This window comes from Maricaulis virginensis, assembly GCF_027922185.1.
Classification (GTDB): Bacteria; Pseudomonadota; Alphaproteobacteria; order Caulobacterales; family Maricaulaceae; genus Maricaulis; species Maricaulis virginensis.
This window is the reverse complement of record NZ_BSFE01000009.1, coordinates 73,486-97,566: the sequence shown is the minus strand read 5'-3', so window position 1 is coordinate 97,566 and position 24,081 is coordinate 73,486. Positions and strand designations below refer to the sequence as shown.

Sequence of the window (24,081 nt, the reverse complement as noted above, 5' to 3'; positions counted from 1 at the left end):
CGACACGGGCTCTTTCAGGGGCGGGGATCCGAGCGCGCTGGAAGACCCGCCAGGTGATAGGCGGCCCGGATGGCGCCAGTCCTTACGGTTTTCGCCAGCTGCCGCGGGCGAGGAGGGGCCGTCCTGACGGCACCGGCTGCCCCGAACCGGCTACTCCGCAGCTTCGTCAGGCAGTGTGTAGCCGGCTTTTTCAAGCTCGAGGCGGCTCTGGTCGAAACCCTGTTCGGGAAGGAGTTCGCCGCTTCTGTCGGCGAGTTCGGACCAGCGTTCGAGCAGGGCCTCGGCCATGTACGGTCCGTCGGCGATATGGATGCCGCGGGTCAGGGTGATGTGGGCCAGTTCGAAACCGCCTGCGCCGGCGCACAGGATCTGGCGTGTCGGAGCATCCTTCGAACACAGGGCGAGGACCGCCGGGCTGACCCGGCCGGGGTCGAGCCGTTCGAGCTGTTCGGCGGGAAGAATACCTTCCATCATCTGCGTGGCCGCTGTCGGCGCGAGGCAGTTGACGTGGATGCCGTATTTCTTGCCCTCCAGCGCGAGCGTGTTCATCAGTCCGACAAGGCCGAGCTTGGCGGCGCCATAATTGGACTGGCCGAAATTGCCGTATAGGCCCGATGACGAGGTGGTCATGACGATCCGGCCATAGCCCTGGTCTCGCATGGCCTGCCAGACCGCCTTGGTGCAGTTGGCGGCACCTGTGAGATGCACGTCGAGGACCAGCCGGAAGTCCGAAAGCGGCATTTTCGCGAAGGTCCTGTCGCGCAGAATGCCGGCATTGTTGACGAGAATGTCGATCCGGCCCCAGTGCGCCATCGCGGTGTCCGCCATGGATTGCATGGCGTCTGCGTCTGTGACCGAGCCCTGAAAGGCGATGGCCGAGCCGCCCTTGCGGCAGATCTCTGCCGCGACGGTTTCGGCCCCTTCTCCGAGGTCATTGACCAGTATGTGAGCGCCCCGCGCCGCAAGAAGATGAGCGTGCGAACGGCCCAGACCACCACCGGCACCCGTCACGATGGCAACTTGTCTAGAAAGATCGATCATATACCTCTCCCCCGGGGACGTTCGATGTCCCGTACAAACCGAATCTGGCACGGTGAAGTGCCCTGATCGCATCCCCTAGCACGATCGGGCGGGCCATGTGAACTTATTCGCTCACAGTATAATGAACATTGACAAGGGTCTGGGCAGGCGGCTAGTTTTGCCTTGTGTACCAGTGGGGTTGCATCGTGTTGCCGGTCGTCCTGTCGCGATTGGACCCCTCTTTCCGCAATTGGTCCGGCCTGCGCTTCGCGCGGGTGCGGTGCTCCCCATCCGGGCCTGTTCCGAACAAGAGACGGAGCGAATTGCCGAACTTCCCGGACGGCAATCTGCTTCCTCGACAACAAGTGTGTATCCGCGATGCAGACCTACTCGCTTACCATCGACAAATTCCTGGACCACGCAGCGAAATGGAACGGGCAGCGCGGGGTCGTGTCGGCCGGGGGCGAAGCAGGGGTGGACCGCCTTTCCTACAGCGCCCTGCGGCGGCGGGCGAACGACTTGTCGGGCGCACTGGGGGCTCTGGGGCTGTCGACGGGCGAGCGTATCGGAACGCTCGGCTGGAACACACAGCATCACCTGGAAATCTACTATGCGTCGATGGGCTGCGGGCTGGTCTGTCATACGCTCAATCCCCGTCTCACGCCGTCCCATCTCGCCGCCATGATCAATGAGGCGGAGGACCGGGTCATCGCCGTAGCCTCCAGTCTTGCCGATCTGGTGGCCGCGCTTCTGCCGCTCTGTCCGGTGATCGAGCATGTGATCTGGCTTGACGGTGAAGGCCCGGCGAAAATGTGCTGCGCGGGCGAGGCCGTCCGGTTCTGGCCGTACGAAACCCTTCTGCAATCCTGCGGCAAGCCGGTGACGTGGGGCGGGTTCGACGAGAATGCGCCGGCCGGACTGTGCTATACATCCGGCACGACGGGCCGGCCCAAAGGGGTCCTCTACACGCACCGCTCCAACTACCTGCACACGCTGCGCGCACTCCAGGCCGACGCCATTGCGCTGACCGGCCAGGACACGGTCCTCGTCGCGGTGCCCATGTTCCACGCCAATGGCTGGGGCCTGCCTTTCGCGGCGCCCGCCGTGGGTGCGCGGCTGGTCCTGCCCGGACGCCGGGCCGACGGCGCCAGCCTCGCCAAGCTGATGCGCGAGGAGGGGGTGACGCTGGCCGCGGGCGTCCAGACGATCTGGGTTGGCGTGATGGATCACCTCGACGAGACCGGCGGTGACCTGCCCGAGCTCAAGCGGGTTCTGATCGGCGGTTCGAAATGTCCCGACAGCCTGATCCGCCGCATGGAGACGCGCCTGGGGGTGGAGGTGCAGACCAGCTGGGGCATGACGGAATTGTCGCCGGTCGGTACGATCGCGCCGCCGGGGGCGCCTGCGCAGGCCCTGCAATCATCCGGGCGTCCGCCATTGGGCATCGATCTGAAACTGACCGACCGGGACGGCCGCGAGCTTGCAGAGCAACGAAATATCGTCGGGCACCTCAAGGTGAAGGGCGCGAGCGTCGTGGACCGGTACTTCCGAGCCGAGACGGACGCTCTGGACGACGACGGCTATTTTGACACCGGCGACCTCGCATCGCTCGACGATGATGGCAATCTGACAATCTGCGGCCGGGCCAAGGACCTGATCAAATCCGGTGGCGAGTGGATCAATCCGGCCGAGATCGAGGAGATCGTGGGGCGGCACCCCGATGTGTGCCTGGTCGCGGTGATCGGCCGTGCCGATCCGAAATGGGGTGAACGGCCGGTGCTCATCGTTGAGCCGAACCAGGGCATGAAACCGGACCAGGCGGCCCTGCAAGGCGCCCTGCGCGGGCAGGTCGCCGACTGGTGGATTCCCGACCAGCTCATTCTGGTCGATGCGATGCCGCTTGCCCCGACCGGCAAGATCGACAAGCGCAGGCTGCGGCTTGACTATGCGGCGGCGGACTAGGACCGGTACGGGTATGACGGATCAATCACCAAAGGGTGCAGACGGTACCGGCGCGAAAGCGGTGTCACGAGCCCGGCGCCGGGCGCGCCGCTCCAAGGCCGAACAGCGGGCCGAAACGCTTGAGCAGATTCTCGATGCGGCAGAATACCTGTTTGCGCGGCACGGCCTGCACGGCGTGACGCTGCGCGATGTCGGCAAGCGCGTCGGCATCCACACCACGCTGCTGCACTATTATTTCGATGACAAGAAACACCTGTTCGAGGCCGTGTTCGCGCGGCGGGCCACGGTAACGAGCGAACGCCGCATGACGGCGCTGTCGGAGTATGAGGCGCAGGCCGGTGACAGGCCGACGGTGGAAGGCGCGCTGCACGCGTTTCTCGATACCGATCTGGACCTCTATTTCGAGGGGGGCGAGGCGTGGATGAACTATGCCTCCTTCTGCGCCCGGGTGAGCAATACCCCTGAAGGCGCCGAGCTGATGGACGCCCATTTCGATCCTGTCGTGCTGAAGCTTGTCGGCATACTCAGGCGCGCGCTGCCGGATCACGGCGAAGAGGACATCTTCTGGGGCTATCACTTTGTGACCGGCGCCCTGATGACGACACTGGCCCGCACCGGCCGGATCGATCGCCTCTCGGACGGTGTCTGCCACGCGGACGACTTTCCCGCGATCAAGCAGCGGATCAGCGACTTTCTGGCCGCCGGCTTTGTTGCGCTGAAACAATAGCGCCACGCCCGGTCGGGGCGTGGCGCTCAGGCAAGAGGGTTCGGGTGTACTGCCGGCGCGCGACTATCCGCAATCCGGTTGTCTGGCGGGCACCGGCGGAGAGGCCAACCCGACATTCCAGTGCCAGCCCTGGCCGCCTGCAACCCTGCGGCGGCAAACCAGTTCCTCGACGAACTCATACATGCCCGGAAGCACGTTCTCGCCTGCCTGCGGTGTTTCGGCGAAATGCATGTAGGCGCGTGTCTGCCCGTAATTCGGCCAGGCCGCCGCACCGTCGGCGACCGGTTCGCCGGTTCGCGCAAAGCTGGACCAGTAGCCGGTCATCGCATCGGCATAGGCGGCTTCTTCCGGTGTATCCGGCAGGGGCGGCCAGTAGGGCGGCGTGCGCCGCGTATTGCCGAACATGTAGGGCAGTTCGGCTGCGTGGAAGGCGTGCAGGCCCCGCTCGTCGGCTGCGGGGTAGCCGTGGTCGAACATATAGAGATAACCCGGTTGCCCGAGGGCTTCCTGGCTGCGGACCAGACGCTCGGCGGTCCAGCTGTACAAGGCGTCGCGGGTGGTTTCGTAGATGCTCTCCTGCAGGTCGTCGCCGGGATAGAGCTGCAGGAAATCCTCGGCCATGTCGCCATGGAGCTCGCGGATACGGCTCTCGTAGGCCTCGGCGCTGTCCGGCACGGCGGGTGCCAGCGCTGTCAGTGTGCGGATCTCGCCCTGGTTGAACCCGGCAATGATCGGCACGTCGGCCTGTTCGCCGCGATCGAAAGTCTCGACGAGTTGCCGCGGCAGGACATGACCGTCGATCGTGCCGGAGGTGAGATAGCCGGCAGCAAGTGCGCCATCGACCACGGCTTGGGCATCCATGGCACGAAGTTCGGCGATGTTTGCTGCTCCGAGCTGGTTGGCGATATAGGTGCCGACGGCTTCGGCCGCGAAGGCGCCGTGGACCGGGCGCTTGAGTTCCGGCGTCGAGATCATGTAGGCGCTCTGGGCGATGGCGCGCGAGAACAGGCCGCGGGCGGCGGGGGCCGCCATCAGATACATCACGCTCAGACCGCCGGCGGATTCACCGGCAATCGTGACATTGCCGGCATCGCCGCCGAATGCACCGATATTATCCTGTATCCAGCGCAGGGCCTGGATCTGGTCGAGCAGCCCGTAATTGCCGGACACGCCATCGGGAGATTCCGCGCTGAGTTCGGGGTGGGCCATGTAGCCGAGCACGCCGAGGCGGTAGTTGATCGACACGACGATGATGCCGTCCTGCGCCAGCCGGGCGCCGTCATAGAGCGGTTCCCGGGTTGATCCGGCCGACAGCGCGCCGCCGTGAATCCATACGAAGACCGGCGCATTATCGGCATCTTCCGGTGCCCAGATGTTCAGGCTGAGGCAGTCTTCGCTGACCGGGGTTATGTCGGAAGCGTAGATACTGGTCGTCTCGCGCACACGCTGCACGCAGGACGGGCCGTAATCGTGTGCCTGCAGCGTGCCCTGCCACGGCTCCATCGGTTGAGGGGGTGTCCAGCGGGCGTCGCCGATGGGCGGCCGGGCGTAGGGGATGCCCTTGAAGATGCGAAGCCCGTCTGCGGCCTGTCCGGCGATCGGGCCGGCCGGCGCCTCGACGACCGGCGCGCCGTCGTCGGCACCGGTCTGGGCACAGGCCGTGGAGCCGGCGAGCAGGCAGGCGAGGGCGCCGGCCCTGAGGGCGGGCGTGTCGAGTTTCCAGGTCATGAGGCACCTCCTTGCTTGGCCTCTTCGCGCGCAAGCACACGCGCCAGGGCGAGGAACAGGGCGATCGCCAGACCGTAGAACGGCACCAGCGTGTACAGGGCGGTCTGCAGGGAATTGTCGGGGAAGCTGGCGCGGAAAAGGTCGCTGGCGATGCCGACATAGGTCGGCCCCAGACCAAGGCCGATGAAGTTCATCACCAGCAGGAGCAGGGCGCCGGACATCACGCGCTGGTCGGGCCGGACTTCTTCCTGGACCAGGGCCACCGAGGACGACAGATAGAAGTAGTTCAGGAAGCTCGGGCCGATCAGGAACAGGGTGGCCAGCTGCCAGCCCGGTGCCCACACAAACCCGATATAGAAGGGAATGCACAAGGCCAGCGATGCCGCCGGGATCAGCGCGTAATAGCGTTTGGATATCCGGGTGAAGCGGTCGATCGCCCAGCCGGACGTGAAGATGCCGGCACTCATGCCGATCCCCACGACCAGGGCATACCAGACGGCGATCTCGTTCAGGGTCATGCCCTTTTCGCGCATCAGGAAGAGTGCGGTGAAATTGCCGAGCCCGTAGGTGATGAACTGTGTCGCGCCACTGCCCAGCGCCGCCAGCATGAGCGCCTTGTGGGAGAAGAACATTTTCAGTGTGACCCAGAAGCCGGACGGTTCGGATGCGAGTTCCGGATTGGGCGCGTCCAGCCCGCCGCGCTTGGGTTCGCGAACGAACACGGCGACGACAATGGCGGCGACCAGGCCGACCCCGCCGAGCACGTAGAAGGCGTCGCGCCAGCTGAAGGCTGCGGCGATCGATGCGCCGAAGGCGATGCCAAGCGCCGCTCCGATCGGCGGGCCGAGATTGAAAATACCCAGTGCGGTGCCGCGGCGGCCCTTGGGGAAGTAGTCGGTGATGATCGCATAGGATGGCGGAACGCCGCCGGCTTCGCCAAAGCCCACCGTCATGCGTGCCACGACGAGCTGTCCGTAATTGCGGGCCGCACCGCAGGCGATCGTTGCAGCGCTCCAGATCGCACAGGCCAGCGCCAGGATGCCGACACGGTTCGTCTTGTCGGCCAGCCAGCCGACCGGAATGGCGATGAAACAGTAGAAAAAGGCGAAGTAGAGTCCGCCGATCAGGCCCAGCTGGCTGTCCGATATGCCCAGCGTGTCTTGGATCGGCTTGGCCAGGATGGACAGGAGTTGGCGGTCGAGGAAGTTGAGGACGTAGACAAAGCACAGGATGACCAGCACCACCCAGGCGCGGCGCCCGGGCGCCGGCGGGCTGGCGGCCGCATCCCCGTCCGGCTCGAGCCGGGGCTTCACACCCGGTTCCGCGGGAATCTGGGTGATGTCGGGGCTCGGGGGTAAAGAGCTCATGCCTGGCCCTCGCCTCGCGCGGCCGCCAGGCCGAGTGGCGCGATATTCGAACGGATGCCCGCAACGGGGCATTCCGGATAATCCGGTATGTGAAGCACCGGTGTCCTCCCGAAAACTGTGGCTCTCTTGGCCTGTTTGAAGCGCATCTTGAGCGGGGCGGACTCGCGATGTCAATATTCATTCTAATGTGTGTGAATAACATTCCGCCGGGGCCCCGCCGGATTGCCGCGGCTATTCTTCGGCAGCTCCCGCGGTCTGGCAGATCTGCGGCGCATTGATCCCGACCTGCAGGAACCATTGCTCGTTGCGGGCGCGTTGCCGTGCGACCCAGTCGCGGTGGAATTCGTACATGCCGGGGACCGGGTCGCGTTCGAGACGCGGCGTGCCGTCGAAGTGCATGAAGGACTGCTCCTGCGCATAGGACGGCCAGTCCGGCCCGTCCTCGCTGACCGGCTGGCCGGTCGCGGCAAAGGAAACCCAGTAGTCGATCATGGCTGCGGACAGTGCCTGATCCGTGTCACCGCCTGGCGCTGGCCAGTTCGCGGTCAGCGCGGCAGTCTCGCCGGTCTGGCCGAACACGAAAGGCAGTTCGCTGGCGTGAAAGCCGCAAATGCCGAGTGCTTCGGCGGCGGGATAGCAATGGTCGAACATGTACAGATAGGCGGGCGCTCCGATGTCGGTCTGGGATCGGACGAGGTGTTCGCCGGCCCAGCCGTAGATCGTGTCGCGGAAAGCATCGAAGGTCGCCCGTTCCGGGTCGTCAGGGGGATAGATCGCCAGATACGCGTCTGCGTATTCCCCGTATCCGCACCGGATGAGCTGCTCATACGCTTCGGGTGTGTCCGGTACCGCTGGCACCAGAATGCGCTGGGTTCGCAGCTCGTCGCTGTTGAAGCCGGCCAGTAGCGGCACGGGCGCCTGCTTGTTGCGGTCCAGCACATCGATGATCTGTCCCGGCAGGGCCCATCCATCGACCGTGCCCTGGCTGTTGAACCGGAGACGCGCGGTTTCCTGCGTCAGTGTTTCGGCATCCATCTCTCGCAGGCCGGCGAGGGTCGTGCGCCCCAGGGCATGGCCCATTTGCAGGCCGGTATCCTCCGCGGAGGGCAGGCCGAAGACAGCCCGGTCCAGTTCCGGAAAGGCACGCAGATTCGTACTCTGGACGATGGCTTTGTCGAACAGGCCTTCGGCAAGCGGTGAGGTCAGCAGATAGGTCACGCTCAAAGCGCCGGCCGACTCGCCCATCACGGTCACATTGCCCGGGGCGCCGCCGAAGCCCGCCACATTCTCCCGGACCCAGCGCAGCGCCTCGATCTGGTCGAGCAGGCCGTAATTGCCGGACACGCCGTGCGGCGACTCCGCAGTGAGTTCGGGGTGGGCCATCCAGCCCAGCGCGCCGAGCCGGTAGTTTATGGACACGAAGACAATGCCCCGCTCCGCGAAGACGGTACCGTCATACATGGGCTGTGCCGCGCCGCCGATGCGCAGCGACCCGCCGTGGATCCACACCATGACCGGTGCGTCCGCTGCATCTTCCGGCGCCCAGATATTGAGACTGAGACAGTCCTCCGACATCGCCGATGGCGGGTCGTTGTAGATGCTGGTGGCAGGGATGGATTGCTGGAAACAGCTGGGACCGAAAACCGTCGCGTCCAGAACGCCGTCGTGGGGCAGGACCGGCTGCGGTGCACGCCAGCGCAGATCGCCGACCGGCGCCTGTGCATAGGGAATGCCCTTGAAGCTGACGACGCCATTCGCGCCCACCCCCTGCACGAGACCGTTTGCGGTCTGGACCCGGGGCGCCGATGCCGCTTCGGGCTGGCTGCACCCGGTCAGCAGAAGCGTTGCGAGCGCGGAAAGGGTGTTCAGGGGCTTTGCGATACGGGTCATCAGACTAACTCAAGGCGCGCTGAAGCAGGCGCCGAAAGGCGAGCGTGGTTTCGCTCACCGCCGCGGCGGAAACACAACGCGCGTCATCGTCCGCCACATGATGGAATTGGTGGACGCCGAAAATGCCGGCAACCGGCGCATAGCCGGCCTCGATCACATTGGTGAGTTCGCCGGCAGACAATTCCTCGCTGGAATACGGGGCCTCCAGGCCGGAAAGCCCGGCGAATTCGTCGGCGGCCGCCGGAACGAGATGCGGGCTCACGACGAGATAGCGTTGGGAGTCCGTGCCGGGCAGGGGGCGGCGCGCACCGACACCGGAATGCCAGTCCCGGGCTGCGAGATTGGCGCCGAGATGCAGCCAGAACGCGGTTTCACCGGGCGGTGGGGCCACGTTGTGGAGCAGCTCTTCCGCGCCGAGATACTGGTATTCATGGCCGCTGTTGCAGACGAAGGACAGGTCAAAGTCCGGCGCGTGCCGGCTCGCCCAGCGCGCCATGTGCAGCCAGGCCGCGATGCCGCCGCCGCGTTCACCGGCGCAGGTGAACCAGCCCGACCGCGGGGTGGAGACGACCAGCCACCGGCCGCGGCCCCGGTCGAGTGCGCCGACGAGATTGAAGGCCGGACGGCGTCCGCCCTGTCCGGTTATTGTCAGACTGACCGGTTGCGATGCCTGGGCCGCCGCAAGAAAGGGGGCGGCATCGTCCGGTGCCATCAAGGCGATCGGCCTGTCGTAGAGCGGTGCGCGACCGTCCGTATTCAGGGCGATGATCTTGCCGCTCGGTCCGTTCGTGATGATGACACAGGCAAGCGCGCCCTGATCGAATGCCGCCCGGACCGGTCCGGCCACGCCCGGCCAGAACATGGACGACCAGCGCGCATGGGCCAGATCGACCAGGGCTATCGCGCCGGCGAGCGGCCGGTCTGAACGCCCGTTGCCGTCAACGCGGACGGCCGGCGCGGTCAGGCCGTCCGGCGGTGTCGTCTGCACAATGGGCTGCGGCCACAGGTGTGCGCGTGCATCGCCGATGATGATTTCGGATGTTTCCGGTGTGAACCAGGGGGCGGAGAAGGACTGTCTTTGCGTCTGGAAGCCGATTGCTTCCAGCTCTGCCTCCAGCCATGCGCCGCACGCCTCGTCGCCTAGACCGCCGGACTGCTTGTTGCCGAACCCGATATAGCGCTGCAGGTCCCGGGCGATGCTGTCATGGGCATCGCCGGGAGTGCCGGCGGGTGCAGCTGGAGCCGAGGCGATGAAAGGGGTGGCGGCCGACGCAGCCAGGAAGCCGCGCCGGGTCGCCGAAAGACTGTTCCTGTCCTGCCTACGCATCGATATTTCTCCGGAAGGTCTCCGGCAGGAAAAGAATGCCGACAATGGCGGTCATCCCGGCGATCACCACGGGATACCAGAGGCCGAAATGGATGTTTCCCGTTGCCGCAACCATGGCGAAGGCTGTGGTGGGGAGAAAGCCGCCGAACCATCCATTGCCGATATGGTAGGGCAGGGACATCGACGTGTAGCGCACCCGCGCCGGAAACAGCTCCACGAGCATCGCCGCGAGCGGTGCATAAGCGGCGGTGACCATCAGCATGATCGCGACGATGATCGCGATGACGAGCGGCCGGTTGATCTGCGCCGGATCCGCTTCGCTGGGATACCCCGCCGCGATCAGCTCCGCGCCGACTTGGGTACGGAAGGCATCGATTGCCGTGGCGAGGCTGTCGGCGTCCTGCCGAGACGGATCGGGCGCGACGATAACTGTGCCGCCGACATGGATTTCCGCGATCGAACCGGGTTCGGCGTCGAGATTGGTGTAGTTGATGCCGTTTCGCGCCAGATAGGCCTTCGCGATGTCGCAGCTCGAGGAATCATAGGTGTTCCGGCCGATCGGGTCGAACTGGACGGAGCATTCATCGGGCACTGCGACGACAGTGACAGGCGCCTCACGGACCGCGCGGGCGAGTTCCGGATTGGCGGCGTGCGTGAGGGCCTTGAACAGCGGAAACAGGGTGAGCGCGGCCAGGATGCACGCCGTCATGATGATCTTCTTGCGGCCGATCTTGTCGCTCAGCCACCCGAAGAAGACAAAAGTCGGCGTCGCGATGATCAGTGAGATGACCAGCAGCACGTTCGAGGTCGCCGGGTCCACATCCGCGATCCGCTCCAGATAGAAGAGCGTGTAGAACTGGCCCGTATAGCCGATCACGGCCTGGCCGGCGACGCCGCCGAAAAGCGCGATGAGCACGTATTTGAGGTTCGACCAGCGCCCGAAGGCTTCTGCCAGCGGCGCCTTCGAGGTTGCGCCCTCTTCCTTCATCTTCTGGAAGGTGGGGCTTTCCGACAGCTGGAAGCGGATCCACAGGGAAATCGCCAGCAGGAAGATCGACAGCAGGAAGGGTATCCGCCAGCCCCAGTCCGCAAAAGCGTCCTCGCCCATCAGGCCGCGCAGTCCGATGACCATTAACAGGGCGGCAAAGAGGCCGATCGTGGCGGTCGTCTGGATGAAGCTCGTGAAGAAACCACGACGCCCGTCCGGCGCGTGTTCGGCAACATAGGTGGCCGCACCGCCGTACTCGCCGCCGACGGCGAGCCCCTGAACGAGGCGCAGTCCCACCAGGATGACCGGCGCGGCGATGCCGATCGTGGCGTAGTTCGGCAGGAAGCCGACAGCGAAGGTCGACAGGCCCATCAGACCCATCGTTACCAGGAAGGTATATTTGCGCCCGACCAGGTCGCCGATGCGGCCGAACACGATCGAGCCCAGCGGCCGGATGGCAAAGCCCGCGGCGAAGGCGGCAAGCGCCAGGATGAAGCCGGTCGTCTCGTTTACGCCCGAAAAGAACTGGGCGGAGATATAGCTGGCGAGCAGCCCGTAGAGATAGAAGTCGAACCACTCGAACATTGTGCCGAGTGACGAAGCGGCAATGACCTTGATGTCACGGCGTCTCAGATCGCTCGCAGCGGCCGCTGCGCTCGCTGTGTCGGCCATCGGCCGCCCTCCCCTTGATGTCACCGCCACGGGGCCGGTCTGGTGCCGGTTTCACGCCGCGGGTCTGTGCTGCGCTCGCATGGAGACAGCGCAAACAAAGTTATTCGCTCGCGTGATAGTGAAATATGATCCCGGCGAGATCAAGCGGAAAGACGGCGATCCGGCCGGCTGCGTCAGTCCGCGGTGTCGGGGGCGGGACCGCAGATCTTGTGGAAGCCTGCGGCCATGAACTGGGCCATGCGGGATTTGACTGCGGCGTAGTCGTCCGACTTGCACAGCCCGCCGGACAGCTTGTCGATCCGTCCGGTGCGCGCCAGGGTCAGCATCAGCGCGCCGCTGACGAAGTGATAGCCCCAGAAGATGTTCTCTTCGGACGCGTGCGGCAGGGCTTTCTTGAGCAGACCGATCAGTCGCAGCACGACCGGGTCGAAATGCTGATCCATCAGCTCGGCGCCCCATTCGGGCGTGTTGGCGACCTGGGCGCTCAAGGCGCCATAATTGCGCCAGCCCGGGCCGCCCTCGATGTAGAGATCGAGGTCGGTGTCCAGAAAGGCATGCAGGGCGCCCTCGACGGTCGGGTTGTCACCGGCTTCCGCCTCGTAAGCCTCCAGCGCCTTCATCCGGCGCTCGCAGGTGACGGCGGCCCGACGCGCGAAGACGGCGTCGAAAAGCGTCTGCTTGTCCTTGAAATAATAGTTCAGCAGCGTGTGATGGACGCCGACATCGCGTGCGACATCCTTCAGCGTGACGCCGTGCAATCCGTTGCGGGAGAACAGAAACTCGGCAACGTCGAGAATCTGTTCCGTCGTCTCAGCGCGCTTTTCGGCCTTTGTCTGACGCTTCCGCGGGGCTTTGCGTTCCGCTGCCAAAGGCTGTCCTTTCGAATCATTCCGTCCGCCTGCTGCAAGGCGTGTATGCCTGTCATAAACGCCCGGACGGTCGCCTTACAATAGGTTTGCCGCAATGTGGGCGCTCCCGGCCCCGCTTTCATCCCGTCCTCTAAGACATTGATGTAGCAGCACGCGTGCGCCGGTCGGCGGCTCGCGCGAAAATTTCACCTCAAAAGATCTTCACACACTTGTCAGTGAATATATTTGTCGATAGCGTGATGCTGTGATCAACGAGGTTGGCAAAAGACCGACCAGGGGAGGAAGTAGTGATGAAATACGTACTCTGTGCGTCCGTTTCCGCGGTCGCTCTTATTGCCTTGCCATGTCCGGCCCTTGCCCAGACGGGTGGCGAAACGGCAGCAGAAGAAAACCAGCAAAGATCCGATCGGGACGACGTCATCGTCGTGACGGCGACCCGCCGCGAAATGAACGTCCAGGACATTCCGCTCAGCGTGACCGCATTCTCACAGGAAGAGCTGACGACGAAGGGGATCGTCGGCTATGAGGGCCTGGCTCTGGAAACGCCCGGCGCGGTGCTCAACAAGCCGACCGCCAATTTCAATACGTTCTCGGTACGCGGCGTGGCCACCAATGGCTATGGCGCCAACCTGCAGAACACGGTGGCCGTCTATATCGACGAGCTTCCGATCTCGGCCAACGGCAATTCGACCCAGCTCGACTCAACGCTCTTCGACGTGGAGCGCGTCGAATTCCTGCGCGGCCCGCAGGGTACCCTTTTCGGATCCGGGTCGCTTGCCGGCGCCGTGCGCATCCTCACCCGCAGTCCCGATCTCGACGAGTTCGACGCCGAACTTCTGGTCGATTTCGGCCTGACCGAGGGCGATTCCTTCCGCCAGCGCTATAATGGCATGGTCAACATCCCGCTGGTCGAAGACCGGCTCGCGCTGCGGGTCGTCGGCTTCTACCGCAACGAGGAAGGCTGGGTCGAAAACATCGGCACGGGCGAGGACAATGCAAACACGCTGGAGTCCTATGGCGGCCGCGCGATCCTTCAATGGGAGCCGACCCCGGACACGTCGGTTCGCTTCATGTACCTGCATGAGACCAGCGAGCCGGAAGATTCCCAGCTGATCAACCCGAACCTCGGTACGGACCGGGATCAGCGCCGCACGCGCCGTCCCGATATCTTCGCCGGCTATCTCGACTCCTACAATGTCACGCTGGATCACGACTTCGGCTTCGCCAACTTCACCAGTTCGACGACCTTCTCGAACTATGACCAATCCTTCATCATCGATCTGGATGCGACGTTCGGCGGTGCTATCCCGTTCGCACTCGACGCGCTCGCTTATGACGAGGCCTTCGTCCAGGAAATGCGGCTCGTGTCACAGACAGACGGTCGTTGGGACTGGGTCGTCGGTGCCTTCTATTACTACAAGCGCCGCGATGTGGACTATAACTACCGCTCCGACGAGGCTTTCCTCGCGGCTCGCGGCATGACCGGTCTGCCTGACGAGTACTACTCGCGCAGTTCCAGCCACTTCGTGTCGAACGAGCTGGCTGCCTTCGGGGAGCTGACCTACCGCTTCAGCGACAATTTCTGGCTCACCGGCGGATTGCGCTACGGATCGCTGGATGTGCAGGGGTTTGCCGAGGAGGGCGGTTACACCAGTAACTACCTGGTCAACGCGATTTATGGCATTCCCGGTCCGCTCACCGTGACGCCGAACGTTGCCGCCGTGGGCGATGAGGGGGTCGAGGAAGGTCCGTCCTTCAAGTTCAGCGCGTCCTACAAGCCGGTGGAAAACATCACGCTCTACGCAACCTATGCAACGGGCTTCCGGACGCCGGTGGTGAATGCACGCGGCGGCCTGCCGAGCACGGTCGATCCCAATGACATCGTCATCCCGTATGGTGCGGTTTCGGACGATCTCGAGAACTTCGAGGTCGGCCTCAAGGGCAACTGGTTCAACAATCGCCTCTCGGCCAATATCGCGGCCTACCTGATCGACTGGAGCAACATCCAGGTCCAGGCCAATCGCGTCTCCGACCAGGTACAGTTCGCGACCAATATCGGCGGCGCGACCAGTCAGGGCATCGAGTTCGAGGTCAATGCCATGCCCACTGACGGGCTGAATATCGGCATCAACGGCTCGTTCAACAGCGCCGAGGTCGACGAGCTGACGGCCACGCAGGCCGCGATTTCCGGCGCGGTTCTGGGGGCTCCCATGGCTTTCCCGGAATTCCAGGGGTCCATCTATGTGAACTACGCATGGAGCATCGGGGCGGACACGCTGGCCTTTGCCAATGTCAATGCGCGGCATGTCGACGGCTTCGTGAACCAGTTCCCGAACGTACCGGGTCAGCCGGGCGTCCAGTCGCCGACCTATGCTCCGACGGAAGACTACCAGACCGTCAACGCGTCTCTGGGGGCTCACTTCGGTGAGAACTTCACGGCAACGGTCTATGTCGAGAACGCGTTCGACAACGACTCCCTGATCTACTCCCACCCCGAAGCCTTTGCCGACGCACGCTTCAGCACGCTGCGTCCGCGGACGATCGGGGTCCGGTTGAATTACCGGCACTAGCTTGGGGAACGCTGGCGGTTCCTTCCACGGCCAGCGTTTGCGTACCGGTTCCATCGTGGCCGCGATGGAACCGGTACGTGCAGCCCCTTGCAGCGGTGCCAAGGCGCGGAAGGGCTGACCGGGCGGCTTGGTTCGCGGTGCCCTGACCCTATATCCTGCCCGACGGGGCGCGCGCGGAATGCACGTCTCATCCCCGCCGGTTTGGAAGAAGACTGGGAAACCGAAGTGGCAACAACAAGCCGGGCTGAGAGAACTCCCCGCCGTAGCCGGGCCGAACGGCGTGCCGATTCCATCCGGCAGATCCTCGATTCCGCGGAACAGCTGTTCGCCGAGCGTGGCTTTCATGGCGTCTCGCTCAAGGACATCGCCGCTCATGCCGGGGTCCATCACACGCTCGTTCACTACTATTTTGACGACAAGAACGCCTTGGTCGATGCCGTGTTCGCCCGGCGGGCTCCGGTGTCCAGCAAACGGCGCGCCGAAGCGCTGGTAGCCTATGAAAAGGCCTGTGGCGGCACCCCCACCGTGGAAGGGGCGTTGCATGCTTTCCTCGACTCCGACTTCGAGCTCTATCTCGAACACCAGGAGGAATGGAAGCATGCGCTCGCCTTGGGCGCACAGGTGGCCAATACGCCCGACTGGGGTGCCGATATCATGGAAAAGCACTTCGACCCCGTGGTGCGCCGGCTCGTCGATCTGCTCAAGCGCGCGCTGCCCGGCTGCAGCGAGACCGACCTGTTCTGGGGCTATCACTTCGTCACCGGCGCCTTCATGCTGACCCTGGCCCGCACGGGCCGGATCGACGCGCTGTCCGGCGGCGTGTGCCGCTCGGACGATCTCCTGGCAGCCAAACAGCGAATGGCCGAGTTCATGGCCGCCGGCTTCCACGCAATCGCGGCGCAGGGCGGCGAAAGGCGGTGAAGGGCGACGCCTGGCTGACTGGTGGCGAAGACGGCCGGCCTCAGTCGGTTTCGGTGTACTGGTAGACGTGCTGGCTGTCGCGCAGGGTCAGTGTGCGGCGGCCATCCTGGGTTCCGACTTCGGCTTCCAGGCTGATGGCGCCGGGGCCAACCGAGACGATGGACACCGTGCCGTCGGGGTTCGAGCGGGTTGCCAGCGGCGCCCGGATTGAACCGGCCTCGATCCAGGTCTGGCCGTCATTCTGGAAGATGGCGATGGTGCCGATGCCCGGGCTCTCATAGGCGGCGGCCAGGCCTTCCAGCACGGCCGGATCGCCCGGGATGTCCAGTCCCTGGCGGCGCACTTGCGACTGTGCATCCAGGCGGGCCGCAGCGGCCTCCACCTGGCTCATCGCCTCGGGGTGCCCGTCATAGAGCACTTCGACCAGCCGCCGCAGGAAGGGCCGCAGCATGACAGCTCCGGTATCCGCATTGGTCAGGATGACGGCCCCGACACCCGCCTCGGGCAGGGCATACCAGTTGCTGTGATAGCCGAGCAGCGTGCCGCCATGGGTTACTACCGGCACGCCCCAGTGTTCCTCGTCGAACAGGCCCATACCGTACCAGACGGATTCGGCGACCTGCACGCCACGCTCACGCCGCGCCAGCAGGTTTTCCTCGCTGACCAGCCGCGCGCCATCCGGCGTCAGGCCGCGGGACAGCTCCAGCTGCACGTAGTGCGCCATGTCCGATGCCGTCGAGAAGGCGCCGCCGGCGGGACGATAGGGGTAGACGCCGCGGTTGAAGTGGTTCGACATCACGGTCTGGTTACCATCGACGTCGAGCCCGTGCGGCGGTGCCCAATTGCCGGTCTCGCCCGCAGCGAAGTCGAATGTCGTGTCGGTCATGTCCAGCGGCTGGAAGATCAGCTCGTCCATGGCCCGGTCATAGGCTGCGCCGATTTCCATGTCCGGATAGGCCAGCGCGCCGCCGACATAGCCCGCCGCGGCGGCCATGTTGTTGTTATACTGGAAGAGTTCACCGAAAGCGCTGGTCGGGGCCGTTTCCGACAATTGCCGGAACACATCCGAGGCAGGCGTGTCCTGATCGGCGAGGATGAAGCCCCAGTCCTTGCGCGGAAGACCGGTACAGGCGCACAGCAGGTGACGCACAAGGGTCCCGTTCGTCGTGCTGTCCGAACCGAGCCGGAATGAGGGGTAGAGCTCAACAACCTGCTGGTCCCAGTCGAGCTGTCCCTGATCCACCAGAATGGAGAGCAGGAGGGTGGACATGCCCTTCGTGTTCGACGCGATCATGAAACGCGTGTCGGCATCGACCGGGGCCGGATCGTTGAGCGAGCGCACGCCGACGCCGCCCTCGAACACAACCTCGCCCTGGTCGATCAGGGCAAGGCCGACACCCGGCACGTCCAGCGTCTCTGCAGCTTCCGCGACGAAGTCGCGAAGCAGGGCGATGCGCTCCGGCGTCAGGCGGTGGGCGGTGCGGTCCGAGAAGTCTTCCGGCTCATAGCCCTCGGCCTGGACGGAATCGCGTGCCAGGGACACCGCGGCCGACCGGATATTCGCGGTCGACTGCGCGCCATTGACGATGACGACCGTCCACGCCTCGCCCTGACGCAGCGCCAGTGCATTGACGGTTGCCTGTTCGGACGGCGAGGTGGCGTAGCTGATGCTCACGCGCTGGTCCCAGCCATTTTCCGATGCCGCCGGCGTGGTGAGCTCGACGGTGCGTTGCGCGTTCGGTGCATAGACCTGCCAGGCGGCGTTCGCGGCGGCCAGGGCATCGTCTGCCGGGCCGACATCGACGACGGCAATGTCGAGATTGCCCTCGGGCGCCGTGACAATGGACAGGCCGTCGCGCTGGACGAGGCTCCAGTCGTCGGGCTGGACGATGGCGGGCGCGTCGCCGGATTGTGCGTAAGCCGGCACGGCCATGCAGGATGCCATGAGGGCAAGTGCGGAGGCGGCGGTTTTCAGGGTCGGCATGGACATGAAAGAACTCCTCAATCGGCGACGCGGTGATAGGCCATGTAGGGTTGGTAGCTGAACGACAGCACGAGGCCGTCCTGTCCTGAGTGGAACTGGACGCGGTCAAAAGGCCCGCCGGCCCGGGCCCCGGTGACCTTCTCGTAGGTCATCGGGCCGATCCGCTCCCAATAGGTTACGTCCTCGAGGAAGCGGATCCGGATCGCGTTCTCGCCCGCCTCTGTCACCTCGATATCGTATTCCTCCCGCGGCGGCCGCGAGTAGTCGCGCCGGTTCATGCGGTAGTCCCCGACGGGCAGGGCCTCGTCCTCTGCACGCGGTTCGCGCGGCGCCGGTGTTTGCGGGAAAACCCGGCCGATGATCGCATTGGTGAGGTCTGTGCGCCCTGCCGAGCTCTCATCACCGCCTGTCACAGACACGAAGAAGCCGAAGCCGGCCTCCGGTGCCAGGATCAGGTTGGAGTGGAAGTCGCCAGTATTGCCGCCATGGCCCACCAGGCGCGGCCCGCTCTCCTGCACGACATAGAAACCGTGCGCCATGCCGGGTAATCCGGGCGCATTGCGCAGGGAGTCCTGCATCAGCAGCGCGACCGAATCCGGTTCCAGGATGCGTGTTCCGTCAAGCTCGCCGCCATTGAGCAGCGCCTGGATGAAGCGCGCCATGTCGTGCGCGGTCGAGGTGCCGGAACCGGCCGGCATGATGTTGCTGAACAGCTCGAAGGGCTGGGCGACAAGGCGTCCGTCCTCCAGCTCGTAGCCGGCCGCCATGCGGCTTTGCAGATGGGCCGGCAGGGGTTCGCGGAATGTGGTGGACGTCATGCCCAGCGGTGTGAAGACGTGGTCTTCGGTGTAGTCGGCAAAGGGCTGGTCGGAGACGCGCTCGACAATGTAGCCCGCCAGGGCGACTCCATAATTGGAATAGGCGATTTCGGTACCCGGCGCCCAGAGGCGCTGGGGAATGTGCTGTCGGATCCAGCTGCCATAGGGCGTGAGCTCGTCGACCGAGGCGACGCTGATACCGCTGACATCGCTCATGCCCGGGCTGTGGGTCATCAGGTCCCGCACGCGCACCGGCTGCCCCTCAAAGGGCGGAATCTCGAAATCGATATAGGTGTTCACATCGGCGTCGAGATCGACCTGCCCGCCTTCCACCTGCTGCATCAGCGCGGTCCAGGTGAAGAGTTTGGAGACCGAGCCGGGCCGGAACAGGGTCGTCTCCGGGACGACGCGGTGTCCGGCCTCGATATCGGCATAGCCATAGCCGGCCGAGAGCAGGAGCGCGTTGTCGTGGACGACGGAGATGGTAGCGCCGGCGATTTCATGGCTGGCGATCTGCTGCGCCATCACCCCATCGATGAAGTCTGCCAGACCATCGATTTGCGGGCGGGCGGTCTCTGCCGGGGCGCCTTGTGCCGCCGGTTGGGCCAGAGCGGGCGAATATCCGGTGCAGGCCATCAGAGCGAGGGCCGCAGCTGCGCCTTTCCAGGCGTGTCTGGTGTGCATGGTTTCTCCCCTTTCGCCGCAGCGCCCGGCTGAAGCCGGCTTGGGCGGTCCTAGTCGTTCTGCACGGTGCCGCGGATCGCCTGGCCGGGCAGGGCCGCGGTATCGAGCTCGCCCGCCCAGATGACCGGCGTGCCGGCAACGATCACGTAGTGGAAGCCGGCGGACAGTTGTGCCGGTTCCTCATAGGTGGCGCGGTCGCTGACCGTGTCGAAATCGAAGATGACGATATCGGCGTCTGCGCCTTCCTGGAGGCGACCCTTGGTGCGCATCTGCGGCACGGCCTCTTCCAGGATCTGCGCCGGGATGAGGCTGAGCTTGGCCAGCGCGTCACTCAGGCCGATCATCCGGTTTTCTCGCACATAGACGCGCAGGAATTTCGAGAAGGTCCCGGCGCTGCGCGGGTGCGATTCCGCTGCAGCGGGCAGCGGCCACTCCGTGTCCGCGACAGGCTCGCCACGCAGGCTCCAGCCCCCGCCGTCCGATGCGATGGCGCCGCCGGGATAGAGGATGGACTGGGACAGAAGGGCGCTGTCATCGGCATTATGGTCGGGGTCGAGGAAGTGGACGACGATATCGGTATCCGGTTCTTCGGCCTGGAGGCGGTCGAACTCGGCATCGGATAGCGGGACACCGTCCAGCGTGAAGTCGGACTTCGAGATGTCGCCGAGCCGGGCCTGCCAGTTCTCGCCTTCGAACAGGGCCGTGCCGATCGCCGTTGAACCGGCGCCGTAGGGATAGGCCTCGACCGTGATGTTGACGCCATTGGCCTGGGCGCTCTGGATCATCGGGCGGATTTCGCCGATATCGCGCAGGCTGATGCTGTTGAGGTGGGAGATATGCATGTGGGCGCCGGTGGCGGCCGACACGGCAATCATCTCCTGGAAGCCTTCCAGCGAGCTGTCCGGTTCGATGTTCGACAGATAGCGCGCATGAGTGAAGCTCGGCACGCCGCGGCCCGCGGCCAGCTCGTGCAGTGCGTAGTACTCGCCGCGGCCGGAGCCCGGCACATAGCCAAGCAGGACGCCGATACCGATACCGCCCTCGTCCAGGCCGGTTTCGACGCGGGCCAGAACCTCCCGCGTGTGTTCCGGACTGGCCGGCGTATAGCGCCAGTCCGGAGCATCAGGTGCCATCTCGAACCCGTCCTCGTGATCGACGGGATCATGACCGGTCAGTGCGGCATAGCGCGCGCGAGACCAGTTTACCGAGGCGCCGTAATTGATGGGCCGGCCTTCGGCTTGCGCTGCCGCGTAGAAGGTGTTGACGGGGTAGACGCCGGACTCGAGTTCAAGCGCCGTGGTCACGCCGTCGAAGGCCTGGACACGGCCGGCCAGAATGGACTGTCCGTGCGCGTGAAGATCGATGAAGCCCGGTGCAACGACCAGCCCCGCAGCGTCGATCGTGCGTTCGCCTTCGATCGCGTCTTCGGTGATTTCGACAATCTCGTCGCCGCGGATACCGACATTCCGGATCGCATCGAGACCCGTTTCCGGATCGATGACGCGACCACCCAGAATGGCGAGATCATAGGTCTCGTCCGCAGGGGCGGTCTGGGCGAGGGCGGCGGGTGTGGTGGCTAGGGCCAGGCAGATCGGTAGTGCCTTGATCATGATCGAGTGTCCTCGCTTGCCGTTTCCCTAGGGCTGTTTTGTGAAGTGGAGGTCGCCGAAATCGAACGAGAAGTCCGTCGTTTCCGAGACCGGCTCCATCGTCATGCCGGCGATACGATCATCCGATGCCGTGAAGTCGACATAAGCGTCCGCATTCAGGCTGCGGTCGGGCCAGCGCGCGACAAAGCGGTCGGGTGCGACCGGCACCAGCGGGGCGTCGAGCACCTCCGAACGGCTCATGTCGATGAACAGGCTGCCGTCGCGGATCTCGATCGAGACCGGGCCGTACCACGGGTCCACATAGGTTCCTGTATAGGCTGACAAGTCGCGCACCGGATCGATGGCGATGTCGGGCTGGTCACCGGCGCCGGAATCCCGGACTGCGGTTTCCTGGCTGCGCTGGTAGACGCCGTGCAGGACGCCGATCCAGTCGCTCGCCTCGTCGCCGGCAGCCGCTTCGGCAAGCAGCTGCAAGGCCAGGGCGGTGGAGCCATAGGTCGAGACGTTGGAGCTGACGAAGACGGCGATGTCCTGTTCCGGCAGGATGCCGAAATAGGAGGATGCGCCGAGCAGGCCGCCACTGTGTCCGACAAAAAGCTGGCCATGCAGGTCACGCACCGACCAGCCCAGGCCGTACAGCGAGAAGTGTGTGCCACCGAGCTGGGCGAGGAGCGGGCTCACGCCTTGCGGAGTCACCCCGGTCCAGACTTCCGCGAACTGGGCTTCGGAGAGCAGGCGGTCGCCATCGGCCGTCACACCTTCATTCAGCCAGAACTGTGCCCAGGTCGTGAAATCGTCGACGGAGCAGCTCAGCCCTCCTGCCGGGGACGTGCTGTCGCCGATAATGAAGCGCGGGTCGATCGGTGTGGCTTCGGTCTGACCGGGCGCGCGGGAGTGCTGGGTGACGGTGTTGTCGTCGGCGGCTGCTTCGGAGGGAAGCGCTTCACAGCTGTCCATCGCCAGCGGATCGAAGATCCGCGCGTCGATCGCCTCTGCCCAGGGGCGGCCGTCGATGCGCGACAGCACCTCGCCGGCGATAATGTACATCAGGTTGTCATAGGCATATTCGGAGCGGAAACTCGTCGCCGGCGGGATGTGGCGGATCGCGGCGAGGATGTCGCTGACCTCGGGCTTGCCGTCGGGGAAGACCAGCAGGTCACCCGCGCCGAGCGGCAGGCCGGACCGGTGCGTGACCAGATCGCGCACGCTGAATTCTGCCGTGATGTAAGGGTCGGACATCTCGAATTCGGGGATGTAGCGGCGCACCGGATCATCCCAGTCGAGCGCCCCTTCATCGACCAGCATGGCGAGCGCTGTCGTGGTGAAGGCCTTGCTGATCGAGGCAAAGGGGAAGAGCGTATCCGTGTCGACAGCGATGTCGGGATGGCGCACGTCGCGCTGCCCGTAGGCGCCGGTGTAGATGACGTCGTCTCCGCGGGTGACGGTGACGACCAGTCCCGGGATGTTGAAGGCCTCGATGGTCTGGCGGGCGGCGCTGTCAACGCGTTCCGGCGTCAGTTCCTGTGCTGCGACGTTTGCGCTCCCCATCGCAAGGACGGCCGCCACCGTTGTCAGGAATGTCCGTTTCATGCTGTTCCTCCCCGGCGTTTGAGCGCCCTTATGGTTTCCAGATCTCGCCGAGCACCCGCCTGAAATTGCCGCCCAGGATGAGCGCGATATCGGCGTCGGAGTAGCCGCGCCGGATCAGGCCGTCGGTGAGGTCGAAGATTTTTTGCGGATGGTCGAAACCGTCCGTATCGATCTGGCCGCGGAAGGCGTAGGACGCGTCATAGCCCCGGCGCAGCCGCTCGTAGGCGGCAGTCGGAACGTCGTCATACCCGTCTGCGTCCATGTCGCTGCCGATGCCGACATGTTCGACGCCGATCAGGTTGGCGACATAGTCGAAATGGTCGAGCATGTGCTCGATCGTAGTCGGCTCGCGGTCGCGCACGAAATTGCGCACACCGGTGATGCCCATGACGCTGCCAGCCCGGCCCAGGGCCTGGATGGCCTCGTCCGACTTGGCGCGGGGATGGCCGCCGGCCAGTGCGCGGACATTGGAATGGGTGATCAGCGCCGGCACGTTCGAGATCTCGAAGGCGTCCAGCGTGGTCCGGTCGCCGCAGTGCGACACATCGACGGCCATGCCGACGGCGTTCATGCGTTCGATGATCGCGACGCCGAAATTGCTGATACCGCCATCCACCCGTTCGGTGGCGCCGCTGCCAATGCGGTTCTGGGAGTTGTAGGTCAGCTGGCTGACGCGCTGGCCCAGATTGTAGAACTCGTTGACGTCGTTCGGCGTGTTGAAGTGGTGGGCGTTCTGGATGCCGATGATGTAGCCGATCCGGCCCTCGTCCATCACACGGTCGAAATCGGACACCGCATCGATGCGGCGGAAGACATCCGGGCGTTCCGCTGCATAGGCATTGAGCCGGGCAACGAAGGTGAGGGCGCTGTCGCGCCCGCCCAGGCCGACCGCCGGGTGAAAGACATTGATGCCGGACGCGCGCAGCTTTTCCAGATGCGCATCCGTGACGGCGTAACCGTCATGGATCGAGGGCTGATCACTGTAGCCGGCTTCCAGCATGTCGCCGAGATCGGCCAGCAGGGACAGCATGTCGATGACGAGATTTTCTTCGATCAGTGCGATTGCGCGAGCCGAATAGGTCGTTTCCGAAGCGGCGAAGACCTTGAAGTGGCCGGAATTCAGCATGGGCGCTGCGACCGCGGTCGCCAGACCAGCCTTCAGCAGGCCGCGACGCGTGGCTCCGGAAGTGCGTGTGGCGCGGATTTGGGTGTCCTGCTTCATGCTAGCGGCTTCCTCATATGCGTATTCGCCGCTACGCTAACCGAAAGACTCAAAATAATACAGCCTTAATTATCAATAAGGCTTCCATAAGTGGCATTTGGGCGGCGTGATGCCGTGTCACAGTTGCAGAAA

Annotated in this window: 16 protein-coding genes; 4 read left to right on the top strand and 12 right to left on the bottom strand. The window is 64.7% G+C overall.

Features of this window, described 5'->3' with window-relative positions:
- Positions 1-150 precede the first annotated feature (150 nt).
- Complete coding sequence (locus tag PKE71_RS14120) at positions 151-1,041, bottom strand: SDR family NAD(P)-dependent oxidoreductase (protein WP_271187636.1); 891 nt, start codon at positions 1,039-1,041, stop codon at positions 151-153.
- Between the two features lie 357 nt (positions 1,042-1,398).
- Between PKE71_RS14120 and PKE71_RS14115 the strand changes: the two genes are divergently transcribed.
- Both PKE71_RS14115 and PKE71_RS14110 read left to right on the top strand, forming a co-directional pair.
- On the top strand, positions 1,399-2,982 hold the full coding sequence (locus tag PKE71_RS14115) for an AMP-binding protein (protein ID WP_271187635.1): 1,584 nt from the start codon (positions 1,399-1,401) through the stop codon (positions 2,980-2,982).
- 13 nt (positions 2,983-2,995) lie between these two features.
- Positions 2,996-3,709 (top strand): TetR/AcrR family transcriptional regulator, encoded by a 714-nt coding sequence (locus PKE71_RS14110; RefSeq protein WP_271187634.1) that lies wholly within the window; start codon positions 2,996-2,998, stop codon positions 3,707-3,709.
- Between the two features lie 63 nt (positions 3,710-3,772).
- Here PKE71_RS14110 and PKE71_RS14105 read toward each other — a convergent pair whose 3' ends face one another.
- The 6 genes from PKE71_RS14105 to PKE71_RS14080 all read right to left on the bottom strand — a co-directional run bounded on the left by PKE71_RS14105 (position 3,773) and on the right by PKE71_RS14080 (position 12,550).
- Complete coding sequence (locus tag PKE71_RS14105; RefSeq protein ID WP_271187633.1) at positions 3,773-5,437, bottom strand: carboxylesterase/lipase family protein; 1,665 nt, start codon at positions 5,435-5,437, stop codon at positions 3,773-3,775.
- Positions 5,434-6,804 carry a spinster family MFS transporter gene (locus tag PKE71_RS14100; protein WP_271187632.1) on the bottom strand — a complete coding sequence of 457 codons (1,371 nt, stop codon included), beginning with the start codon at positions 6,802-6,804 and terminating at the stop codon, positions 5,434-5,436. Before PKE71_RS14100 ends, PKE71_RS14105 begins: the two co-directional genes overlap by 4 nt.
- 231 nt (positions 6,805-7,035) lie before the next feature.
- Positions 7,036-8,694 (bottom strand): carboxylesterase/lipase family protein, encoded by a 1,659-nt coding sequence (locus PKE71_RS14095; protein ID WP_271187631.1) that lies wholly within the window; start codon positions 8,692-8,694, stop codon positions 7,036-7,038.
- Positions 8,695-8,698: 4 nt separating this feature from the next.
- A complete protein-coding gene (locus PKE71_RS14090) occupies positions 8,699-10,021 on the bottom strand; it encodes a protease-associated domain-containing protein (protein WP_271187630.1) in 1,323 nt (440 codons plus the stop codon).
- A complete protein-coding gene (locus PKE71_RS14085) occupies positions 10,014-11,681 on the bottom strand; it encodes an MFS transporter (protein WP_271187629.1) in 1,668 nt (555 codons plus the stop codon). Before PKE71_RS14085 ends, PKE71_RS14090 begins: the two co-directional genes overlap by 8 nt.
- 173 nt (positions 11,682-11,854) lie before the next feature.
- On the bottom strand, positions 11,855-12,550 hold the full coding sequence (locus tag PKE71_RS14080) for a TetR/AcrR family transcriptional regulator (RefSeq protein WP_271187628.1): 696 nt from the start codon (positions 12,548-12,550) through the stop codon (positions 11,855-11,857).
- 290 nt (positions 12,551-12,840) lie between these two features.
- Here PKE71_RS14080 and PKE71_RS14075 point away from each other — a divergent pair, with 290 nt between their 5' ends.
- Together PKE71_RS14075 and PKE71_RS14070 are read left to right on the top strand one after the other, a co-directional pair.
- Positions 12,841-15,120 carry a TonB-dependent receptor gene (locus PKE71_RS14075; RefSeq protein WP_271187627.1) on the top strand — a complete coding sequence of 760 codons (2,280 nt, stop codon included), beginning with the start codon at positions 12,841-12,843 and terminating at the stop codon, positions 15,118-15,120.
- Positions 15,121-15,345: 225 nt separating this feature from the next.
- Positions 15,346-16,041, top strand: a complete 696-nt coding sequence (locus PKE71_RS14070; protein ID WP_271187626.1) for a TetR/AcrR family transcriptional regulator — start codon at positions 15,346-15,348, stop codon at positions 16,039-16,041.
- Between the two features lie 40 nt (positions 16,042-16,081).
- On the opposite strand, the gene PKE71_RS14065 is transcribed toward PKE71_RS14070, so the two are convergent.
- Genes PKE71_RS14065 through PKE71_RS14045 form a run of 5 tightly spaced genes read right to left on the bottom strand, consistent with a single transcriptional unit; the run spans position 16,082 to position 23,949 of the window.
- Positions 16,082-18,031, bottom strand: a complete 1,950-nt coding sequence (locus PKE71_RS14065) for a serine hydrolase domain-containing protein (protein WP_271187625.1) — start codon at positions 18,029-18,031, stop codon at positions 16,082-16,084.
- 11 nt (positions 18,032-18,042) lie between these two features.
- Positions 18,043-19,527 carry a serine hydrolase domain-containing protein gene (locus PKE71_RS14060; RefSeq protein WP_271187624.1) on the bottom strand — a complete coding sequence of 495 codons (1,485 nt, stop codon included), beginning with the start codon at positions 19,525-19,527 and terminating at the stop codon, positions 18,043-18,045.
- A 50-nt stretch (positions 19,528-19,577) separates the two neighbouring features.
- Positions 19,578-21,137, bottom strand: a complete 1,560-nt coding sequence (locus PKE71_RS14055) for an amidohydrolase family protein (RefSeq protein ID WP_271187623.1) — start codon at positions 21,135-21,137, stop codon at positions 19,578-19,580.
- Positions 21,138-21,164: 27 nt separating this feature from the next.
- Positions 21,165-22,727 (bottom strand): serine hydrolase, encoded by a 1,563-nt coding sequence (locus PKE71_RS14050; protein WP_271187622.1) that lies wholly within the window; start codon positions 22,725-22,727, stop codon positions 21,165-21,167.
- A gap of 28 nt (positions 22,728-22,755) precedes the next feature.
- The gene (locus PKE71_RS14045) at positions 22,756-23,949 is read right to left on the bottom strand and encodes a dipeptidase (RefSeq protein WP_271187621.1); all 1,194 of its coding nucleotides are present in this window, start codon (positions 23,947-23,949) and stop codon (positions 22,756-22,758) included.
- Positions 23,950-24,081 lie beyond the last annotated feature (132 nt).

What these genes read in the sequence shown, in the direction of transcription:
- PKE71_RS14120 (WP_271187636.1), bottom strand. Translation starts at nt 1,041, where the DNA reads ATGATCGATCTTTCTAGACAAGTTGCCATCGTGACGGGTGCCGGTGGT.
- PKE71_RS14115 (WP_271187635.1), top strand. Translation starts at nt 1,399, where the DNA reads ATGCAGACCTACTCGCTTACCATCGACAAATTCCTGGACCACGCAGCG.
- PKE71_RS14110 (WP_271187634.1), top strand. Translation starts at nt 2,996, where the DNA reads ATGACGGATCAATCACCAAAGGGTGCAGACGGTACCGGCGCGAAAGCG.
- PKE71_RS14105 (WP_271187633.1), bottom strand. Translation starts at nt 5,437, where the DNA reads ATGACCTGGAAACTCGACACGCCCGCCCTCAGGGCCGGCGCCCTCGCC.
- PKE71_RS14100 (WP_271187632.1), bottom strand. Translation starts at nt 6,804, where the DNA reads ATGAGCTCTTTACCCCCGAGCCCCGACATCACCCAGATTCCCGCGGAA.
- PKE71_RS14095 (WP_271187631.1), bottom strand. Translation starts at nt 8,694, where the DNA reads ATGACCCGTATCGCAAAGCCCCTGAACACCCTTTCCGCGCTCGCAACG.
- PKE71_RS14090 (WP_271187630.1), bottom strand. Translation starts at nt 10,021, where the DNA reads ATGCGTAGGCAGGACAGGAACAGTCTTTCGGCGACCCGGCGCGGCTTC.
- PKE71_RS14085 (WP_271187629.1), bottom strand. Translation starts at nt 11,681, where the DNA reads ATGGCCGACACAGCGAGCGCAGCGGCCGCTGCGAGCGATCTGAGACGC.
- PKE71_RS14075 (WP_271187627.1), top strand. Translation starts at nt 12,841, where the DNA reads ATGAAATACGTACTCTGTGCGTCCGTTTCCGCGGTCGCTCTTATTGCC.
- PKE71_RS14065 (WP_271187625.1), bottom strand. Translation starts at nt 18,031, where the DNA reads ATGTCCATGCCGACCCTGAAAACCGCCGCCTCCGCACTTGCCCTCATG.
- PKE71_RS14060 (WP_271187624.1), bottom strand. Translation starts at nt 19,527, where the DNA reads ATGCACACCAGACACGCCTGGAAAGGCGCAGCTGCGGCCCTCGCTCTG.
- PKE71_RS14055 (WP_271187623.1), bottom strand. Translation starts at nt 21,137, where the DNA reads ATGATCAAGGCACTACCGATCTGCCTGGCCCTAGCCACCACACCCGCC.
- PKE71_RS14050 (WP_271187622.1), bottom strand. Translation starts at nt 22,727, where the DNA reads ATGAAACGGACATTCCTGACAACGGTGGCGGCCGTCCTTGCGATGGGG.
- PKE71_RS14045 (WP_271187621.1), bottom strand. Translation starts at nt 23,949, where the DNA reads ATGAAGCAGGACACCCAAATCCGCGCCACACGCACTTCCGGAGCCACG.